This window comes from Coraliomargarita sinensis, assembly GCF_003185655.1.
Taxonomy (GTDB): domain Bacteria; phylum Verrucomicrobiota; class Verrucomicrobiia; order Opitutales; family Coraliomargaritaceae; genus Coraliomargarita_B; species Coraliomargarita_B sinensis.
In genome coordinates this window covers 297,305-315,254 of the sequence record NZ_QHJQ01000004.1, presented here as the reverse complement: position 1 = coordinate 315,254, position 17,950 = coordinate 297,305, and the positions used below count along the sequence as shown (strand labels likewise).

General features: G+C 52.1%; 12 protein-coding genes. 11 read left to right on the top strand and 1 reads right to left on the bottom strand.

Annotated elements, in window-relative coordinates; genetic code table 11:
* Nucleotides 1-228 precede the first annotated feature (228 nt).
* From DDZ13_RS07825 to DDZ13_RS07775, 10 genes are all read left to right on the top strand, one after another.
* Entirely contained in the window at nt 229-1,065 is an 837-nt protein-coding gene (locus DDZ13_RS07825; protein WP_158279837.1) for a LamG-like jellyroll fold domain-containing protein, read from the top strand.
* 741 nt (nt 1,066-1,806) lie between these two features.
* Nucleotides 1,807-3,117, top strand: a complete 1,311-nt coding sequence (locus DDZ13_RS07820) for a sulfatase family protein (protein WP_158279836.1) — start codon at nt 1,807-1,809, stop codon at nt 3,115-3,117.
* Between the two features lie 192 nt (nt 3,118-3,309).
* Entirely contained in the window at nt 3,310-3,528 is a 219-nt protein-coding gene (locus tag DDZ13_RS07815) for a transposase (protein ID WP_110130880.1), read from the top strand.
* A 399-nt stretch (nt 3,529-3,927) separates the two neighbouring features.
* Nucleotides 3,928-4,158 carry a hypothetical protein gene (locus tag DDZ13_RS07805; RefSeq protein ID WP_110130878.1) on the top strand — a complete coding sequence of 77 codons (231 nt, stop codon included), beginning with the start codon at nt 3,928-3,930 and terminating at the stop codon, nt 4,156-4,158.
* Nucleotides 4,159-4,618: 460 nt separating this feature from the next.
* On the top strand, nt 4,619-8,038 hold the full coding sequence (locus DDZ13_RS07800; protein ID WP_110130877.1) for a hypothetical protein: 3,420 nt from the start codon (nt 4,619-4,621) through the stop codon (nt 8,036-8,038).
* A 192-nt stretch (nt 8,039-8,230) separates the two neighbouring features.
* The gene (locus DDZ13_RS07795; RefSeq protein ID WP_110130876.1) at nt 8,231-8,830 is read left to right on the top strand and encodes a hypothetical protein; all 600 of its coding nucleotides are present in this window, start codon (nt 8,231-8,233) and stop codon (nt 8,828-8,830) included.
* Between the two features lie 89 nt (nt 8,831-8,919).
* The gene (locus DDZ13_RS07790; RefSeq protein ID WP_158279835.1) at nt 8,920-11,286 is read left to right on the top strand and encodes a discoidin domain-containing protein; all 2,367 of its coding nucleotides are present in this window, start codon (nt 8,920-8,922) and stop codon (nt 11,284-11,286) included.
* 85 nt (nt 11,287-11,371) lie between these two features.
* Complete coding sequence (locus DDZ13_RS07785; RefSeq protein ID WP_110130874.1) at nt 11,372-12,766, top strand: Gfo/Idh/MocA family oxidoreductase; 1,395 nt, start codon at nt 11,372-11,374, stop codon at nt 12,764-12,766.
* A 34-nt stretch (nt 12,767-12,800) separates the two neighbouring features.
* Nucleotides 12,801-13,481, top strand: coding sequence for a 3-keto-disaccharide hydrolase (locus DDZ13_RS07780; RefSeq protein ID WP_110130873.1), 681 nt, complete (start codon nt 12,801-12,803; stop codon nt 13,479-13,481).
* Nucleotides 13,482-14,429: 948 nt separating this feature from the next.
* On the top strand, nt 14,430-15,923 hold the full coding sequence (locus DDZ13_RS07775) for a Gfo/Idh/MocA family protein (protein WP_110130872.1): 1,494 nt from the start codon (nt 14,430-14,432) through the stop codon (nt 15,921-15,923).
* A 177-nt stretch (nt 15,924-16,100) separates the two neighbouring features.
* On the opposite strand, the gene DDZ13_RS07770 is transcribed toward DDZ13_RS07775, so the two are convergent.
* Complete coding sequence (locus DDZ13_RS07770) at nt 16,101-16,841, bottom strand: 3-keto-disaccharide hydrolase (RefSeq protein ID WP_110130871.1); 741 nt, start codon at nt 16,839-16,841, stop codon at nt 16,101-16,103.
* Nucleotides 16,842-17,090: 249 nt separating this feature from the next.
* Here DDZ13_RS07770 and DDZ13_RS07765 point away from each other — a divergent pair, with 249 nt between their 5' ends.
* A complete protein-coding gene (locus tag DDZ13_RS07765; protein ID WP_110130870.1) occupies nt 17,091-17,354 on the top strand; it encodes a hypothetical protein in 264 nt (87 codons plus the stop codon).
* Nucleotides 17,355-17,950 lie beyond the last annotated feature (596 nt).

The following is a 17,950-nucleotide window of genomic DNA, read 5'->3' as shown; positions in this document are numbered from 1 at the left end:
AGCAAAATACGCGTCAGGGTGAGCTAAATGCCGTCAGGGCCTCATCGGAACCATTGACGCAAAAGTTCAAGATAAATCCGCAAAAGTTCAATGACAAGAGGGCAGGAAGTGTGGTATAAGAAGTATCTAATTTAATCTAATTTCGCGGATTTCCAAATAACGACATCCAAACCCCATAATCCATACCCTGTAAAAGATATGAAAAATAAAGTTATGAAAGAAAATAGGATGAGATCTGTTACCTTAATTTTCAGCTTCCTACTCCTCACCGGTTCCATTCATGGTGCTTTGATCTCGCATTACACCTTTGATTCGGAGAGCGGAGGCCAAACATCAGACTCGATTGGTTCCAGCTTCGCCACGCTTGGCGGCGGGGTTGAAATCGACACCACGGTAGCAGACCGGATCGGGTCCGGAGCCCTCAGGATGAATGGTTCGGATTCGATTAACGGTCCCGGTGACGGAGCGGTGACCGATAACGATTTTACTTGGAGTAACGACGCGCGGACAATTACCTTCTGGTGGCGTGCCGAGAACCCTAACGTACAATCTAACTGGGGGACCTACTTTTCTAATGGCGATTTATCGGGCTCCGGCACCCGATTCGACATAAGAGAGGATGGCGACAGCGGCGCAAACCTTCGCGTTGAAGTGGAGGGCGCGGGTTTCACGACCGACCCGGCTAATTTCGATGATGCGAACTGGCATTTTGTGGCTGTCACCGTGCCCGACAACGCTACGTTCCAAGACATCGCATGGTATACGGGTGTGCGGGGCGGAACCCTGGGTGCAGACCTCAATGCCAGCTCCAACTCCCAGGCCATCGCTACCGCCCCGGGACCGCTCGTTTTCGGAGACAGTATTCTCCAAGAAGCTACAAAGTCGGGATATGTGCCAAACGGCTACCTCGACGATTTCCAACTTTACGATGAAATGCTGAGCTTAGCGCAAATTAATGATCTTTATACAAACCCCGGTTCTGTTGTTCCCGAACCTTCGAGTGTAGGTCTTCTTGCCCTGACTCTAGCGATGGTCCTCGGATCCCGCCGCCGTAGATCAGCTTAGTCCGATTGATTTCGGCCGTTTCGACCGGACATTCTGGGCCGGGTTTTTGGTGGCCACTAGTGTCCTGTAACAGGACACTAGTGAGGTTTTTCTGAGTTTGCCTAGCCCTCCTGTGTCATCGCTGGCTTCCCATAGGAAAGCCCCTACGATAAGATCGTCTCTACTACTCATTGAAATTACACCCATCAGACGATGGCCTGACGACATTTAGCCCACCCTGGCGGATATTTTGCTTTCCGAATCCATTGCCAAGCAAAACAAATCCGAATATCAGGGACTACTGAAAACAGGCTGGAAGCCTGTGCTACGTAGTGACAGTGCCTCCAGCCTGTCGTGGGCATGTCGAAGGTGCCTACCTGCTGATGTCAGCTTGCAATCAAGTTTCCAGAATTTCCCTATTGAAGTTTCCCGGCGCTAAACAGCTTTTATACCAATCCCCGACTCAATAGGGTCCTACTAAATGCTCGGTCAAAAGGTAGGGGCGTCATGCCCTCATACGTCCGCAGCATTTGGCAAGTATTCCGGACTGGATTAGAAGACCAGAATGCGGCCACTTCTGTGCGTCTTCCGAGGCGTGAAGCGCCGACAAGACCGGGCCCAATGGGCACCGGACCTACCCGCTGAGAATAAAGATTTTTTATTATGTTTTTTTCAACTGTCTTTCCTTTTACATGTATGGTTGCTCTATTCAGATTACTAACGACCTCCCTGGTTTTCGCGGCTTTGTCGTCCGCCGGAACTTTGAACGCGGAGGAGAGGCCCAATATCGTAATCATTTTTCTGGATGACTCCGGCTGGGGTGATTTCCACCCCTTTGGTGCCCCCGCCTATCCGACGCCGAACGTCCAAAAGCTTTCCGAAGAGGGCACCCGCTTCAACCAGTTTTACGTGCCGCAGGCGGTCTGTTCGGCCTCTCGCGCGGCATTGCTGAGCGGCGCTTATCCCGGAAGGACCGGAGTCAACGGCGCCCATGGCCCCGGAGGTCGGGGCCTTCCCCGGAAATTTGCCACCATGGCCGAGGTGCTCAAGAAAAACGGCTACGCGACCGCACATTTCGGCAAATGGCACATCGGTGACCAGGAAGGCACTCGTCCCCTCGCCAGGGGATTCGATGAACACGCCGGGCTAATGTATTCCAATGACATGTGGCGCTTCCATCCCACACAACCAAAAAAATGGGGCAGGAAACCGCTTCAGTTCTGGGAGAATCGCGAGGTCACCATCGATGATATCGACAAGGAAGATCAGGCGATGCTGACAACCTGGGCGACTGAGAAGTCAGTCGATTTTATCGAGCGCAAGAAAGACGAGCCCTTCTTCCTCTATCTCGCCCATTCCATGCCCCATGTGCCGCTTTTCTGCAGCGATAAATTCTTGGGTAAATCCGGAGCCGGGCTCTACGGGGACGTCATTATGGAGATTGACTGGTCGGTCGGCCAAGTAAATGAGGCGCTCCGTGAGGCGGGGCTCGAAGAGAACACCATCGTCATTTTTAGCTCCGACAACGGCCCTTGGTCCGTCTACGGGAATCACGCGGGAACCACGCCCTTCCGGGGTAATAAACGCACCAGTTTCGAAGGGGGGACCCGCTCGGCCACCATCATTAAATACCCGGGCAAGGTCAAAGCCGGAGCCAGCTGCGATCTACCCCTCAGCACCATCGATCTATTGCCGACCCTCTGTCGCCTGACGGGTACACAACTGCCGGAAAACGAAATCGACGGAAAAGATGTCTGGCCCATCATCACCGGAAAGCGTGGAAGCGAAAACCCACATAGCTACTACGCCTTCTCCGGAAGTGGCTTCGAGGCAATTATCAGCGCAGACGGGAAATGGAAGCTTCACCTTCCTCATCGATATAGAGTTGTCGTCAAGCCCGGAAAGGACGGTATGCCCGGCAGATCCGCACGCAGGAAAATAAAACGCTCACTCTTCGACCTCGAAAACGATCCTTATGAGACGAAGAACGTCATTGGACAGCATCCCGCAGTCGCGGCGAAGCTTCAGGCAATCGCAGACGCCCACAAAAAGAAATTCTGGGACAAAAACTAAACAGTCCATTATCGCGCCTCATTTTACCTTTGGCCCTCTGCGTGCAAGCTGCTTGAAAGTCAGTTCAATCTTCTGCAGCTCAACCAATCGAGAGGTTTGGCCGGTCGTCCCCCCCCTTCCGGCGCATCGATCGTTTTAAATTGGAGCGCGAGTTACCGGAGGTGAATTTCAGGTTCGCTCAAAAGCCGGGCCATGGACCAGTCCGCCAGACAAAGGCTATCGAATCACGCTTCGCTTATTGCGGATGCAGGCCCAGAGGAGGTGCTCTGGCTTGGCAAAGGCCGAACCCGCGAAACCATCCGCCCCGTCTTCAAACGCCTCGACAAATACTGCGAGTCAATCGAAGCGCTGGCAATGGACTGGAACATCGACTTTGATTTTGAAATCAAAGAGCACTGCCCAACCGCATAACTAGCCTTCGACCTCTTCCATGGCATTGCCAAGTGCAAGCCTGTGGTGATTGGCTGTGTTCGAGTCGACCAGGCCAAGAGAATCCGGGGGGAATCCCGGTACGATACCTGTTTGTCTTAAGTAATTCCCATGCATTCAAGCAACTGGCGATCTGAATGTCATGGCCTCGCTACCTTTCGTCCCCACTGTTTTAGCGGCACTCGCGGCCTCTGCAGTAGCTGTAAACGCAACTGCTATTGAGTCTTGGGTGGTCGCGAATGGAAGCGCCACCACATCTGATTTGAGTACCGACAGCCCGACCTTCGGTGATGGTACTGCTGACAGTGCCGAAGACATTTTTGCTTTGGGTGAGTTCGTGAGGGGTTCAACTTTAGGAACTGTTCTACTTGCCAATGACTTATGAAAATCAGAAAAAAGCGCTTTGAAGACGCAAACGACGATTTTCCTAGCGACATTGGCTGCCAGGTGAATAGAGCGGTGATGTTACAAGTTGCCCGCAATATGACAGACAATTACGACGGCATTCTCAAAGGCAGGCGTTTCTTCGTCTGCGGCCATGATCCGCTTTATACGAAGGAGTCTCGCAAGATACTCACAGATTCCTGTGTCGAAATATCCAGACTCGGGTAGGGTGCCCACAGCAAAACGGCTATGCGAAAAGTCTCGTATCAACCATCAAGCGTGAGTGCATTGAACAGATGGTATTTTTCAATGAGAAGTCACCTCGCCTGGCTTTCGGGCTTCAAGCAAAATACGCGCTAGGTTGAGCTAAATGCCGTCAGGCCTCGTCTGATCCCCCCGACGCAAAAGTTCAAAATAAATCCGCGAAAGTTCAATGACAGGAAGGCAGGCACTGTGGTATTTTGTGGGTCTACAAATAACGATGCCCAAAGCCTGCAAAAGATATGGCGGATTCCCATCCGGGAAATCTACCGTAACAGCGGTCAGCGTGGCTATCTGCTAAAGGGGATGAGATTCAAAAAAAACTGAGTATGGCTTTATACAAAGAGATCGATTATTTCCCCAGTCTTTGATGTTATTTCAATTTGGTAACTGATTTCAGCAGCCAGATTTTACAGTGACTTACCCCATGCCGCACGCTCTTAGCCAGTTTCCAAAAAAGAATGCTCAGTCCGGGTTTGCCCTAATCGCAAGTCTTTCCGTGATGGGCTTTATTCTCGTATTGGGCATCGCTCTGGCAGCGCTCGTTCGCGTCGAAACGCAAGCGGCAGAGAGCGCGGAAGAACGATTGGAAGCTCGTCAAAACGCCTTGCTCGGTTTACAGATTGCAATGGGGCGCTTGCAGGAGTCCATGGGCCGCGATCAACGGGTGAGTGCGCGAGCTGAAATCCTCGACGAGGACCCAAGCACTCTAATTATGGAAGGCGTGGCCGAACCCGCCTGGACTGGCGTGTGGCATCAGCCCAAGGTGGAGGAGCCGGATGATTTTCCGGAGGGTTTGGACCCCAGGGCCCGCGCGGAATTGGTTACATGGCTCGTAAGTGGAAACTCGGCAACAGACCCGCTTCGTGTTTCTCCAAAAGAAGGTGTCGAAGGTACCGCTGAGGCGGTCCGGCTGGCGAGAGCCAGAGGAGCTGCTGAGGAAGCGGCGTTCCACCCGGGAGTCCGCGTGCCCAGGGAATCATTTTCGGACGGGGCATTCGCATACTGGATCAGCGACGAAGGGGTAAAGACCAAATTGAACGCAGTGGTTGAAGATTATGAAGCGGACCCGAACAAATTGCTCCTTCCGGAGGGCAATGGTGTGAGCGCTTTCACCGAGTTGGAGGATGCCGATATCGCAGAGCCCTCCGACTGGCGCCGGGTTTACGACCTCGCTTTGGTTTCGGAGACGATGGAGGATCCCGAGGCCGCAGGCCCTCTGGAGTATGATGTCACTTTCCATGGCACCGGCTTGTTGACCGACACGCTGCGGGGGGGGCTTCGCTACGATCTGACGACGGCTATGCGTTTGGACGAATCGGAGTTTAACAGCGAGTTTTTACCCCTGATGCCGGGCGAGCGTCTTTTCCAGCCTTATAAGTCGGCTCCGCCTTATGAGGGCCCTCGGTGGAATGTTTTGCGGCTCTACCAGGAGTTGATCGATACCGCTGTCGGCGATGTTTATCAGGCGCGCCGTATCGAAAAGGATGCGTCACAGGATCCTGCTGTGACAACTCAATTCCCCGTCATGCCCGTAATCGAAAAATTCCAATTTTATTTGGCCTTTCGTCTGGTTGACGAAGGGTCTGACCCGGATACCGGAAACCCAAGCTACCGTCCCCGGGTTTACGGAGTTCCCGCTGTTGTTTTGTGGAATCCCTACGATGTGACGATTAATGCCGAAAATGGTTACGGTTTCCATTTTATGACTGCATACCCGTTCAGAATTGACTACACGGTTGGATATTTTGATGCGAGTAACAGATGGGTATCCGAAGAGGAAAGCGACTTCGATCCTTTCCTCGGAAGATATAATTGGTATAATTTCGAGTTGAAGGGTACGGACACTGATGCGGTCGTGATTCCGCCCGGTGAGTCCCGGGTCTTTACCTTGTCTGCGAATAGCCCAAGTGAAGAAGAAAGTGATCCCGGATTTTTAATGGAGGAGGGATTGAACCAATGTGGCCTTTATATCGATGCCGACAAGGTGTTCGATGTGGACCCCTCGGATTTGAACAACAGTAATTTGACGATGGATATTAGAGTTAGTGACGGACTTAGATGGCAATTGAAGCTTTCGTTGAATGGATTCGATAACTCGGCAATTAATGTTAGGGACATGTATTTCGGCAGTGGCGTCAGAGATCGTGTAAACGAGGATTACATTCAACCCGGGACGGTTTTTGGAACCGATGACAAAGGCTCGAGCCCCTTTGTCATTCCAATTGGATTAATTCCAGGTCAGAAAATCCAACCCTTTAGTTCAAATGACGAATCGGTCCCAGTCGGCATCGAGTTTCAGCTTGGGCAAAAGGGTTCAAAGATTTACGATTACTTTGCGGAAAATGATGATGCGACAGCTGAGTTTATTCACCACCGGCCTTTGGTGAGATTGAATCCAAGAGCCCCCTTGCTTGGGACTCCCGATCTCCCAGGTTCCGGTGGAACCAATTATTATAAAAACAGAAATGCCAATTACAGTCGATTTATTCCGCGGAACAATCCGTTCCACGGACGAGCGGGAGAGACCTTTGAAAATACTGTTTTTGATGCCCACTCCGATAATAAAGCAACTTTTCTCGGTTATTCGGACCGACCTTTGGGCAGTGAGCGGGCTGCTTACTTTTCGCTCCCGAAAGAGGATGAATCAATCACGTCCGTCGGGCATCTCCGCCATCTCGACATCACCTCGGTGGATCATAGCGGGAAACAAAATTTTGGGCCACCCATAATCATCGGAGAAGGCCGTGCCGACATGGGGGTGCCGTTCAATGAATACGAGAATGGTCGGCTGCGTGACAGCCGATGGATTGCCAATCGTCAATTCTGGGATCGTTTTTTCTTTTCGACGCTTCCGGAACCTTCTTCCGTGCCCGATTTTCCCTTAAGCAACGGCAAAATTGTCTCCTTGCAGGGGGGGACGGCCCCCCTCCCTGGAGATCAAGTGGAAGCACTCTATGATTTCAGAACTGCGGCATCCTTGTTGGGGATCGATGGCGCGTTCAACATCAATTCGACTTCGGTGCGTGCTTGGGAGGCGCTTCTGTCGCAATTTTATGGACAGGATGTGACGACATCGACCGGGGTATCCTTCCAAAATACCGACCAGTCCCCCTTCGTCGACAGTCCCAAACCAGTGATGGGTCCGTTCCCCGAGGGTGGAAGTATCGAATCCACCGAGCTGTATGGTGGCTATCGCCGATTGGAGCGTGATCAAATCAACGAGCTGGCTGCAGCCATCGTCGCCGAGGTCAAATCGAGAGGCCCCTTTCTCAGTCTTTCCGGTTTTGTCAATCGAAGGATTTTCCAACAAGGGCCGGGCGATAATTTTACAGAAGACGGTGCTAACCTTCCAGATCAACCCACTCTGGCGGATCTGGCTAAGGATCGACGCTATTTTGGAACACTCCAAGCCGCGATTGAGAAGGTGGGTCTCAACAGTGCTTTCGAAGGAAATCCGGATCAGGACTTTTTTGAATACGCTGAGAACAAGCATCTGCGCGACCCCGAAAATGTTCCCAATCGTCCTGCGGTGATGGGGGCTTACATGGAAGGTGCCCCCGGCCATCTGTCGCAGGGCCACCTGCTTCAAAGGTTGGGGCCGATCCTATCGCCGCGCTCGGACACTTTTAAGATTCGGGCATATGGGGAGAGCACACGTTTTGCCACTGGTAAGCAGGGCGCGAGAGCCTATTGCGAAGCGATCATTCAACGCGTGCCGAATTATCTCGATCCGGCGGATGACCCCGAAATTTCTCCAGATGCGCTCAGCTCCCAAACCAACATCGACTTTGGACGACAGTTCAAGTTGATCGAGTTTAAGTGGATCGATGAGAAAACGCTTTGACGGACTCACTTACGATCCACCACGCACTACCCCACGATGAAACCCCATCCGATGCAGCGACGAGACTATTTTTTTCCCTTATTATGTGTGGTATTTTTGGGCTGGTTTGGCGCTTCCCCACAGGTACAAGCGCAGCCAGAAAGCTCCCAACCCCGGGCAAGCTTTAGCTTCCAGTCTTATACCCCCCATGATATGCGGAGTTCATCCTTTGGAACCGATCTTGGCTCGCCGCACAATCCGCTCTATTACAAAGACGAAAAGCAGTACCGCCCGATCAGCGCTCGATATGGCGGGGTGGGGCTCAAGCACGAATACGACGGTCTGCTGCCCTTTCAGGTGTTCAAACGCACTGTTGTCGAAGAAGAGACGGTCTATTTGCCCGTTGCCCAGATCGATGAATCACAACTTAAGGATGCCGAGCATTACCTCCTTTTCAATCTTTCAAAGCCGGGGGAAGTTCGGTTTTTCCCGGTCGCCGCAGATGAAAAAACCGCACCCGGGGGAAGCCTTTTCTTAATCAATGCGGGAGCGACTAATATCTTTGCAAAGATAAACGAAGACGCTCCGGTGGAAATCCCCGCCCGCAAATCGGTCTCGATTCCCACAAATTTGAACGGATCCTTCCAATTTAATCTAAAAATTGCAGCCGCAAGCGGAGACAACTACAAGCTGACGCACAGTCGGCTCATTACCTATCGGGAACCGGAGAAACCGATCGCTGCCGTACTCGTGCCTTTCACCCGGGGAAACAAAGTTCACTGGGAACTGAACTTCGTGAGGATAGACCGCTAGTCTCACACTGGTGCGGGGAGGATAATACTAATTCTCCCGAATTAATGGACCCGAGTTACGACCGAAATCTTTTCTTATTATTTTGCTTCATGTTTGAAAATCCAATCAGATCTTCAAAGAATCCAGACAACTGGATTTTGCTCTTTTTCGGGCTTCTGGTTCTGCCACTTGGCATTTATCTGAACCCTTCCGGCGCTTTTGCCGATTCCAATCCGGGCGGGGCGGCCCCACAGGAGGGCCTCAAAAGTGAAGAAGTTCATGTCGGTGCGCCGGATAGTGTGATGAAGGAAATGGAAGCGCGTTTCGGGGTTCAGGCCTTTCACCGCAATTACAGCTTCGATAACCCGACCTACGCAGTCACCTACGGCTCTGAAGAGGAGGCGGCGCAGCGTAAAGCCGGGGCAATTTTGCTGGACGAGATTCAGGCTGCCATCGACCGCGGCGATGCAAGCTATACCGCAGAGCCGGGGTTTTATCGCTTTGCCGAAGGCGGCATACGAATCGATAATGCGGAAAACTTTACACTGAACATCGCGAATTGCGATTTCATGATGGAAGCCGGTGGGTTTTTGGGTATCGAAAATTCCAAAAACATCACCGTGAAGGGGCCCTGCACCGTCGACTCGACCGATTTGACGTATGTCCACGGCCGTATCGAAGCGCTCGACGAGGATCTTGCCACTGTCTACGTGCCGCAGGGCTATGCAATCAGCGATCTGGCAGAAAAAGGGCATCGGCTCATTTTCGACAGCCAGGGCCGGGGTATTGAACAGCATCAAAGTAAATACTCCAACCCCAGCTTAGTCGGTGACCGTAGTGTTCAAGTTTCCCTGGGCAGGGGCAAAGCTGTCCAGGTCGGGAATATTATTGTGATGGACCGTAATAAGGGAGTCTCTTCGACCCTGCGCGTCCGGAGTTCCTATGGAATTACCGTTGATGGGATTGATTCCTATGTCGGAGGCGGTTGGGATGTGAGGAAAGGAGTCGGCGACCTGACGTTCAGAAATATCCGTTTGCGACCCGCTCCTGGGACCAACCGGATTCACGGGGGAAGCGCGGGACAGTTCCTCGTGACTGAGGGCTTTGTCCTGATAGACGGCTGTGAGTTCGGTGCGCATACCGATGATGGCATCAACCTGATGCTGAAGGTGAATTCGGTCTACCAACAGATCAAACCCGATGTGATTCTGATCACAGGCAGAACCAGTCCGAAAATCGGCAATACTTTGACAATCCGTGACTATGAAACGGGAGAGAAACAAAGCGCAGTCGTATCGGAAATCGCCGAGGCACCCGGGGAAATGACCGATCAGATCGAAGCGCAGTGGCGTGTTTTCTGCGAATCACAGGACAATAATTACCGGGATGGCTGGATCAATAAATCCTTCTACGTGAAACTGAAAAGCCCGGTCGAGGTGAGTCAGTGGTCCTGGGTATTTACAACTGCTGGCCCTGCGAGCGGACCGGACAGCTTCGTCGTGCGAAATTCCTACTTTCACGATGCGTCCGCCGAACCCATCACTTTAAAAGCCGCCAAGCGAACACTGATTGAAAACTGCCTCTTTATTCGAAACCGTGATGAACTTCATGCGGGCTCCCACTTCTACTGGTGGGAGGGACCGCTTGCCCATAATGTTACGATTCGGAAAAACGTCTTTCGAGCCATTCCGATGAAGTTGCAGGATGTCGGCGTCCTTCGATTTGCAGTTCCGGAGTGGAATTTGAACGACGGAGCGACCGTCCTCGTAAACATCATCGTCGAGAACAATTCCTTTTACGGCATCAATACCCCCGCAGTGTCTGCGAATCACGTCCATAATCTGGTCGTCCGTGACAATTATATCGAACTTTCCGAGTCTTATTACAACGGAGGCAGCAGGTCGACTGCGGGTCAATGTGCGATCTATCTGGACTCGGTCAGCAATGGTTCGGTTACCGGCAATGTCATTAAAATGCTGGACCCCGAACGACAAATCCCGGCCATCCTGGCGAAGCATGTCTCGGCCACGGAAATCCGGGATAATGAGATCTCCCACCTCGGACCGCTGGCACCTTATATTACGGATCACTCGGAGGGGAGCTTTAAAGACCCGCCTTTGTATCTACTGGATGGGGATTATTCGACATCATGGACCGTCACCAGCGGTTATCCGGCCTGGGTGATTGTCGATTTAAATACCCCCAGCCCCATCGATGTTATCAAAGTCACACTCGGTTCGAACCGGGCCTACCAGTATAAAGTCGAAACATCCAACATGGTCGATGCGGGCTACGAGACGATTGTCGATCAGACAAAGAATCGGAGTCATGGCGTCGTCTCGGACAGCTTCGATCCGGTCACTGCCCGCTACGTCAAATTCACCGTTACCGGAGCTGATGGCTACGGTGGCCCTTGGATACACATCAAAGAATTGGGAATCGGAGCGGCCGGGAAATCAATCAACTTAAAAGAATGAGTCCTAACCTTAATCTGTCTCCCCTTTTTTAACCTTAGCTTTTTGGAATCCTTCCGTCCGAAGCAAACCATGAAATAGCAAATTTATGAAAACAAATAAAAACTCCGTTACCCGCCGCGAATTCCTCAAGTCGAGCGCCGTTTTTGGTGCCGTGACAATTTTGCCCTCCTACATCGCGCTGGGAAATCGCCGTAGTGGCCTCGTTGCTCCGAACGAAAAAGTGAATCTCGCCGTGATCGGGATCGGTCACCAGGGCGACAGGGACCGCAAACAAATGGTCCAGTCCGGCCACTGCAATGTGGTGGCGCTCTGCGATGTCGACCTGGAAGGTGAGCATGTCCAGGGCACGCTGAACGCCCACCCGAAAGCCAAACGCTTCACCGACTTCCGGGTTATGTTCGACCGCATGGCCGATCAGATCGATGCGGTCTTGATTGCCACTCCCGATCACTCCCACTTCTGCGCGACCATGCTCGCCATGGATCTGGGCAAACACGTCTATGTCGAGAAGCCTCTGGCCCACACCTTTGGCCAGTGCGAGCGACTCATGCAAATGGAGGAGAAAACGGGCGTCGTGACTCAGATGGGCAACCAGGGGCACTCCGGGGCAAACTATTTCCAATTTAAAGCCTGGTCTGAGGCCGGTGTCATTAAGGACGTGACCAAGGTCACGGCATTCATGACGCGCTGGCGCCGCTGGCATGGCTGGGGGGAGACCGCGACGAAATATCCGACCGATCCGATGCCGGAAGGCATCGACTGGGATCAGTGGATCGATTCCGCTCCGGTCCACCCTTACAGTCAAAAGCTGCATCCGCAGGAGTGGCGCAGCTGGTTTCACTACGGCAGCGGTGCCTTCGGTGATTGGGGGCCTCATATTCTCGACACCTGTCACGAATTTCTCGAGTTCGGACTGCCGCAGAAAATAACCGCAGTCAAGCGGCTCGGCGAAAATCCTTTTGTTTACCCGCAAAAGTCGACCATTCGCTTCAACTTCCCCGCCCGTGGAAAACATCCGGCTTGCGAAGTCACATGGTATGACGGGCAGGACAACGATCCCGAGTTGGACACGAGCGCGGCGGAAGGGCTGGAACCGGAAACCCTGAAAGGGGCCGGAAAGGTGATTTATTCCAAGGATCTTGTCTTCAAGGGCGGAACCCACGGTTCTGCGCTGCAAATCATCCCGAGGGAAAAAATGATGGATCTACGTGAATCTCTACCGAAATTCCCTCAGAAAAACTCCAATCACTATGCGAACTTCATTCTCTCTTGTAAGGGCGAAGAAAAAACCCGTTCTCCTTTCAGCGTAGCCGGGCCTCTCTCGCAAACCTTCAACCTCGGCTGCATCGCTCAACGGATTGGTGGAGAAATTAATTTCGACCGGGAGACAAAACAGATCGAAGGAAATAAGCTGGCGAGCGCCTTCCTCGATCCCAAGCCACGCGGGGGATGGGAAGAATTTTACAAACTTCATCAATAAAAAACCCGGCCAATAAACCTCAACAAAATCGATTATGAAATACTTGACTCTATTTGCAGCGCTTTTCGCGCTAAGCTTGACCGCTTCGGCAGACCCAGCCGATAAACAGCCACTGAATACATCGCCCGAGCCCGCGCTCAGCGGGAAAGACTTTGTCGAGTTGTTCAATGGCAAAAACCTGAACGGCTGGGTCCAGGAGGGTGGCGACCACCGGTTTGAAGTTAAAGACGGGGCGATCGTCGGGACTTGCGTGCCGGGCGAAGCCAACGGTTTCCTTTGCACCAAGGCGACCTATTCCGACTTCGTTTTCACGACTGAATTCAAGTGGGAGGAAAAGGGGAATTCCGGAGTGATGTTTCGTGCGGATACGAAGGATTCCAACGACCGGGTTTTCGGATACCAGGCAGAGATGGACCCCGGGGGCCGACGCTGGACAGGAGGCATCTACGGCGAAGCCATGGGCGGATGGAAATATCCTCTCAAAGGCGATGCCCTCAAGGATGCCCGTCAGGCCGTCCGCGATCACTTTGAATGGAACCGCCTTACGATCAAAGCCGAAGGAAACGTAATCAAGACCTGGATCAATGGCGTGCCGGTCGCCCATCTGGTCAACGACGAGCGTGAAAACGGTTTTTTCGGGCTACAGGTGCATTCCGGGAAAAAGGGCACGATTCACTGGCGCAAGCTCAAGGTCAAAGAGCTCAGTGTCGATTGACCTCATTTCATTTTTGGCCTTTGAGATACTTAAAGAACAGCTGGAGAAGAAGGATGTGAAGTTGGCTTTGGGTGTACCCTTCAAACTTTGGATCTGCTCTGCTCGCCAGTGACTTACGGAAATAAGAAAAAAGCGACTTGAAAACGCAGATGGCAATATTGCCTTCGGGTGTCGGCTTCGCCTCGGTATTGGCCGGATTGCGGGTTAGATCCGTCTACGCTAAAGCTACGCCGTGACAAGTGAACCGTAAACGGCAGGATGCGATTGCCCAAGAAGTGCCACCGAAGGTGACTAATGATCGTAATCGTGCGGGATTTTTCGGCCTTTTTGTTGCGGAGTCCCGCGTGACTGAACTAGCTCGCTTGGTCACCTCCGGTGGCACTGCGCTTTGCTCCGTGGAACGGTCAAAGTGATCGAAATGATTGAAATCGTGCAGAGAAATCGGCGTTGGTGGGAGCTTTCTGTTTTGGTTGTAGTCTCCGGTTTTGATCGGAATGATCGAAATCAAATCGGCGAAACGCTCGGAATCCCTTTAATAGTGGGCTCTGGAGCTGTTAACCACTTAGCTTCAATTACGATTAGTTCGCCTTTTCAAAAGTGATTGGCCAGCCATTCAACAGAAAACGTCAACCAACGACAAAGTGGTTGACGTTTTTTGTTTATATACATCAAAAACAACGACTTGCGAATTTTGGGCAGTGTCAACCTGTACCTGATCCCTTTTCCGAGCAGCCCTCAGAACCAATCGAATAGCGGTTCGGTCGTAAAATTTGAACGGCGGATGGTGCCCCGCGCGTCCGACTCGGAGGGCTGTTAAACGACTATCATCGAGAAAACGGAGAGGAGGAACGACTAGGCGAATACGGCAGGATAAGGCTGATTAAAAAGATACGGGAAAGTTTCTTGATTTTTTTTGACCAGGGAGACGGGCAATCTCAATTTTTTCCGATGAAATCTTCTGATGTGAACGTATTTTCCCGTCGCCGTTTTTTAGCGACATCCGGTGGTTTTATAGCATCGACGATGGCGTTGAGAGGGCAGGATGTGGTAGGAGCCAACGAGCAAATCCGCGTGGGTTTCATTGGTCTGGGTGGGCGCGGCAATTCTTTGCTGGGACAATTCCTCTTTCAGACCAAGAAGGGATATATCAAGAATGCGAAGTTGGTGGCCGTGTGTGATCCGGATACGGAGCACATGGAAAAGGCAGCCGCTCGGGCGGGTACGAAGCCGGCTATGATCCGCGATTATCGCAAGCTGCTTGAGCGCAAAGACATTGACGCGGTGTTTATAGCCAGCCCGAACCACTGGCACGCCTTGCACACCATTCATGCCTGCCAGGCAGGTAAAGATGTTTACGTCGAAAAGCCCGTTTCCCACACGGTATGGGAGAGCAATCAAATGCTCGCGGCTGTCGAAAAATACGGACAAATCGTGCAGGCGGGCACGCAAAACCGGTCGGACTCTGGTTTAATCGACGCATTTAAATACCTCAAAGAGGGCAATTTGGGCGCAATTCAATCCGTGCACGGGCTGTGTATCAAAAATCGCAATTCGATTGGCAAACTCGACCAGCCTCTGGTGCCTCCGGCTTCCCTCGACTACAACTTGTGGTTGGGGCCGTCGCAGGACAAACCGATCTACCGCCCACAATTGCACTACGATTGGCATTGGGACTACAATACCGGCAATGGCGATATTGGTAATCAGGGTCCGCATGAGTTTGACCTCATCAGCTGGCTTTTAGGTGACCCCGAAATGCCAACGGAGGTCTTTAGTTATGGTGGTCGCTTTGGATGGGATGATGCGGGCGAGACGGCCAATATGCAGTTCGCGACCTACCAGCTCAATGGGGTGCCTTGTTACTTTGAGGTCAACGACATGAGTTTAAAACCGGACGCCAATGTCCCGGCGAACTACAAGGGCATTCGCATCGGTATTGTCGTCAATTGCGAAGGCGGTGAATTCCGCGGTGGTCGTGGTGGTGGTTACGTTCTGGGTCCTGACGGAAAAACCAAGATCGCCAAGTTTCCCGGCGATGCGGGTCGTTGGCACATGCTGAACTTTTTCGATGCGGTTCGTTCACGTCGGACGCAGGATCTACGAGCTCCACTGATCAATTCGTGCAAGTCGGCAGCGATTCCTCATTTTGCCAACATCTCACTGCGCACCGGCGAACAAGTGCCACTGGCAAAGTTACCGTCTGTTTTGCCGCAAACCGCAGAGTTTGCCGATGTGATCGAGCGTCAATCGAAGCAGCTGAAAAATTGGAATATCGATTTCGAGAAGACCCTTTGCACGGTGGGTTCAAATGTCATCTTGAACCCTGCCACTGGAGATGTTTCCGGGCCGGCGAACGCTGCGGCATTCAATCGCCCGCAATTCCGAAAGGGATTTGAGGTGCCTGAACTCGCTAATAACGCTTTCTTAAAGTCGAAGCTCTAACCAAATTCCACCATTCCCGTCTTCCTTTCCGATAACGGGCTCCTCCGGGTATTGGGGCGACGCTGACCGATTCGAAAACACTGTACTGGGTATCATGGCCACCTCCGGGCGTGCAAAATTCGCACATGATGATAACCGGCCACGGACCCGAGGTCCATGTTTCCCACCGGGTTCATGTCATAGCTCCTTGATGTATATATTCCGCCACAGGATGTCACCTGACTCGCCACTATGTACTTGTAAGCCGAAAAAGCCTTCGGGGCTGAAATTCTCTTCATCCTTGTCAATGAAGTCGGCCCGTTTCTCCCCGTTCAGCCATGTTTGAATGTGGCGGCCTTGACAACGGATGACGATGGTGTTCCAGCCGTCCCAGTCGAAGAGTTTTACGCCCTGTTCGGTGAACGCCTGTTTGGTCACTTCATCGTTGCCACCCAACTTGCCGGGGTAGAGCCAGCCCCGTCGTGCTTCATCATAGACACCAGCGGTCCAGGCGCGCTTGCCTTTCTTGAAGTTGTCATGTTCGCACTGGTAACCGTAGACGCGACCATTGCCCTCTCTATGATTCGAGCGGAATTGGCAACCCGAGTTGCCCTTGCGGTCCAACATCTTCATCTGAAATACGAAGATGAAATCACTGTAGTCTTTTTCGGTTCGAAGAAAGGTGTTGCGATTGATCTTAGTCCCAAATCCACGGATTGCGCCGTTCTTGACTTCATAGCTGGCATTGCCGCCCACTTTCTTCCATCCAGCAAGGTCCTTGCCATTGAAGAGGGGTTTAAAACCGGCTTCCAGAAGTGCGGCTTCATTGGTAGGGTCCGGAAGAGCGCTGGCTTTCGGCGCATTTTCGCAACAGACTGGTTGTGCTGAGCAAAGTGCAACGGTTATTAAAATGGATGAAAAGACTAGGCTGCATTTCATGATGTTACTTCGTTTTTTTTATTACGGTTTGAAGAAAGGCTTCCTTAGTGATTGGCATCAACCAATTGGTCCAGCACAAGTCTTTGGCTTCACTTGTACCTTTTCAATCAATCTGTAATTCTCTGCTCTGTTGTCCTTGGCGCTCCTAACCAGTCATGTGCATGCAGTTAGCATGCTGGATGAAAGTTTCGTTGGATCGGCGGACTTCCCCACAGGTTGGACCGAGTCGATCATTACCGGGAGTCGTTCATGGAAGATCCAGAAGGGGAGTGGAGACCCTCTTCTCTGGGAGGGAAGCCCAAGCTTGCCACCGATGGTTCTTCCAACGGCGGGTCGTTCGTCCAGAAAGGGGCAGGGCGTGTGATGGAATTCTACTTCCTGCGGCGCAAGGACCACGGAACTTCGGGCAGCGTGAGGTATACCGTGCAGTTTTCGACGGATCCCAGCGACTTCACCGACAGCGGGACAGTACCCACCTGGGTGGCGGATTCCGATCCGGATTCCACCAACTAGGAGATGGTGAAGGTGCCTTTCCCCCGCAGGGTCCAGATTCGGCAGGCTCGAAATCCACTTTGAACCTTATACTAATTTTAAAAAGTTATGACCTGAATGGCGCTAACTTAAGAAATTAAACGGGGAGAATTGGCTTGCTGGTCGAACTGATCGCGGACGGCTGAGGGCAGCCGTCCCTACCCTCGAAACCAAGTGTTGATCCGATATGCAGGTAGGGACGTCCTGCCCTCAGGCGTCCGGGTTGGGATGGCCTAAAATCTGTAAATATAAGATGAAAGTTCGATTTAGATGCTTAAGTTAGTGCCATACAGTTTTGACCTTTAACTGCCTGTAAAAAGTTCGTCGTGCGCCACGTAGCGCTACCCAAGTTGCCTGCGGAGTGCTTGCTAAAGCGGCGCACTACGTAATTCCAGCAAGCGCTTCCAGGGCCCTGCGACCCTTCGGATCATAACATATTAATCGGTATTAGCTCCTGTTTCTTCGTCGTTACAGGCGCCAAGTGAGCGAACGTCTTTGGGGAGCAAAAAAGCGGATCATTCCGGTGTTTGTCTGCCCTCGTTTGAAGTGAGCGAAAATAGCTGGAATCATTTGATGGC

What these genes read in the sequence shown, in the direction of transcription:
- DDZ13_RS07765 (WP_110130870.1), top strand. Translation starts at nt 17,091, where the DNA reads ATGGAAGATCCAGAAGGGGAGTGGAGACCCTCTTCTCTGGGAGGGAAG.
- DDZ13_RS07800 (WP_110130877.1), top strand. Translation starts at nt 4,619, where the DNA reads ATGCCGCACGCTCTTAGCCAGTTTCCAAAAAAGAATGCTCAGTCCGGG.
- DDZ13_RS07780 (WP_110130873.1), top strand. Translation starts at nt 12,801, where the DNA reads ATGAAATACTTGACTCTATTTGCAGCGCTTTTCGCGCTAAGCTTGACC.
- DDZ13_RS07795 (WP_110130876.1), top strand. Translation starts at nt 8,231, where the DNA reads ATGCGGAGTTCATCCTTTGGAACCGATCTTGGCTCGCCGCACAATCCG.
- DDZ13_RS07790 (WP_158279835.1), top strand. Translation starts at nt 8,920, where the DNA reads ATGTTTGAAAATCCAATCAGATCTTCAAAGAATCCAGACAACTGGATT.
- DDZ13_RS07815 (WP_110130880.1), top strand. Translation starts at nt 3,310, where the DNA reads ATGGACCAGTCCGCCAGACAAAGGCTATCGAATCACGCTTCGCTTATT.
- DDZ13_RS07775 (WP_110130872.1), top strand. Translation starts at nt 14,430, where the DNA reads ATGAAATCTTCTGATGTGAACGTATTTTCCCGTCGCCGTTTTTTAGCG.
- DDZ13_RS07805 (WP_110130878.1), top strand. Translation starts at nt 3,928, where the DNA reads ATGAAAATCAGAAAAAAGCGCTTTGAAGACGCAAACGACGATTTTCCT.
- DDZ13_RS07770 (WP_110130871.1), bottom strand. Translation starts at nt 16,841, where the DNA reads ATGAAATGCAGCCTAGTCTTTTCATCCATTTTAATAACCGTTGCACTT.
- DDZ13_RS07785 (WP_110130874.1), top strand. Translation starts at nt 11,372, where the DNA reads ATGAAAACAAATAAAAACTCCGTTACCCGCCGCGAATTCCTCAAGTCG.
- DDZ13_RS07825 (WP_158279837.1), top strand. Translation starts at nt 229, where the DNA reads ATGAGATCTGTTACCTTAATTTTCAGCTTCCTACTCCTCACCGGTTCC.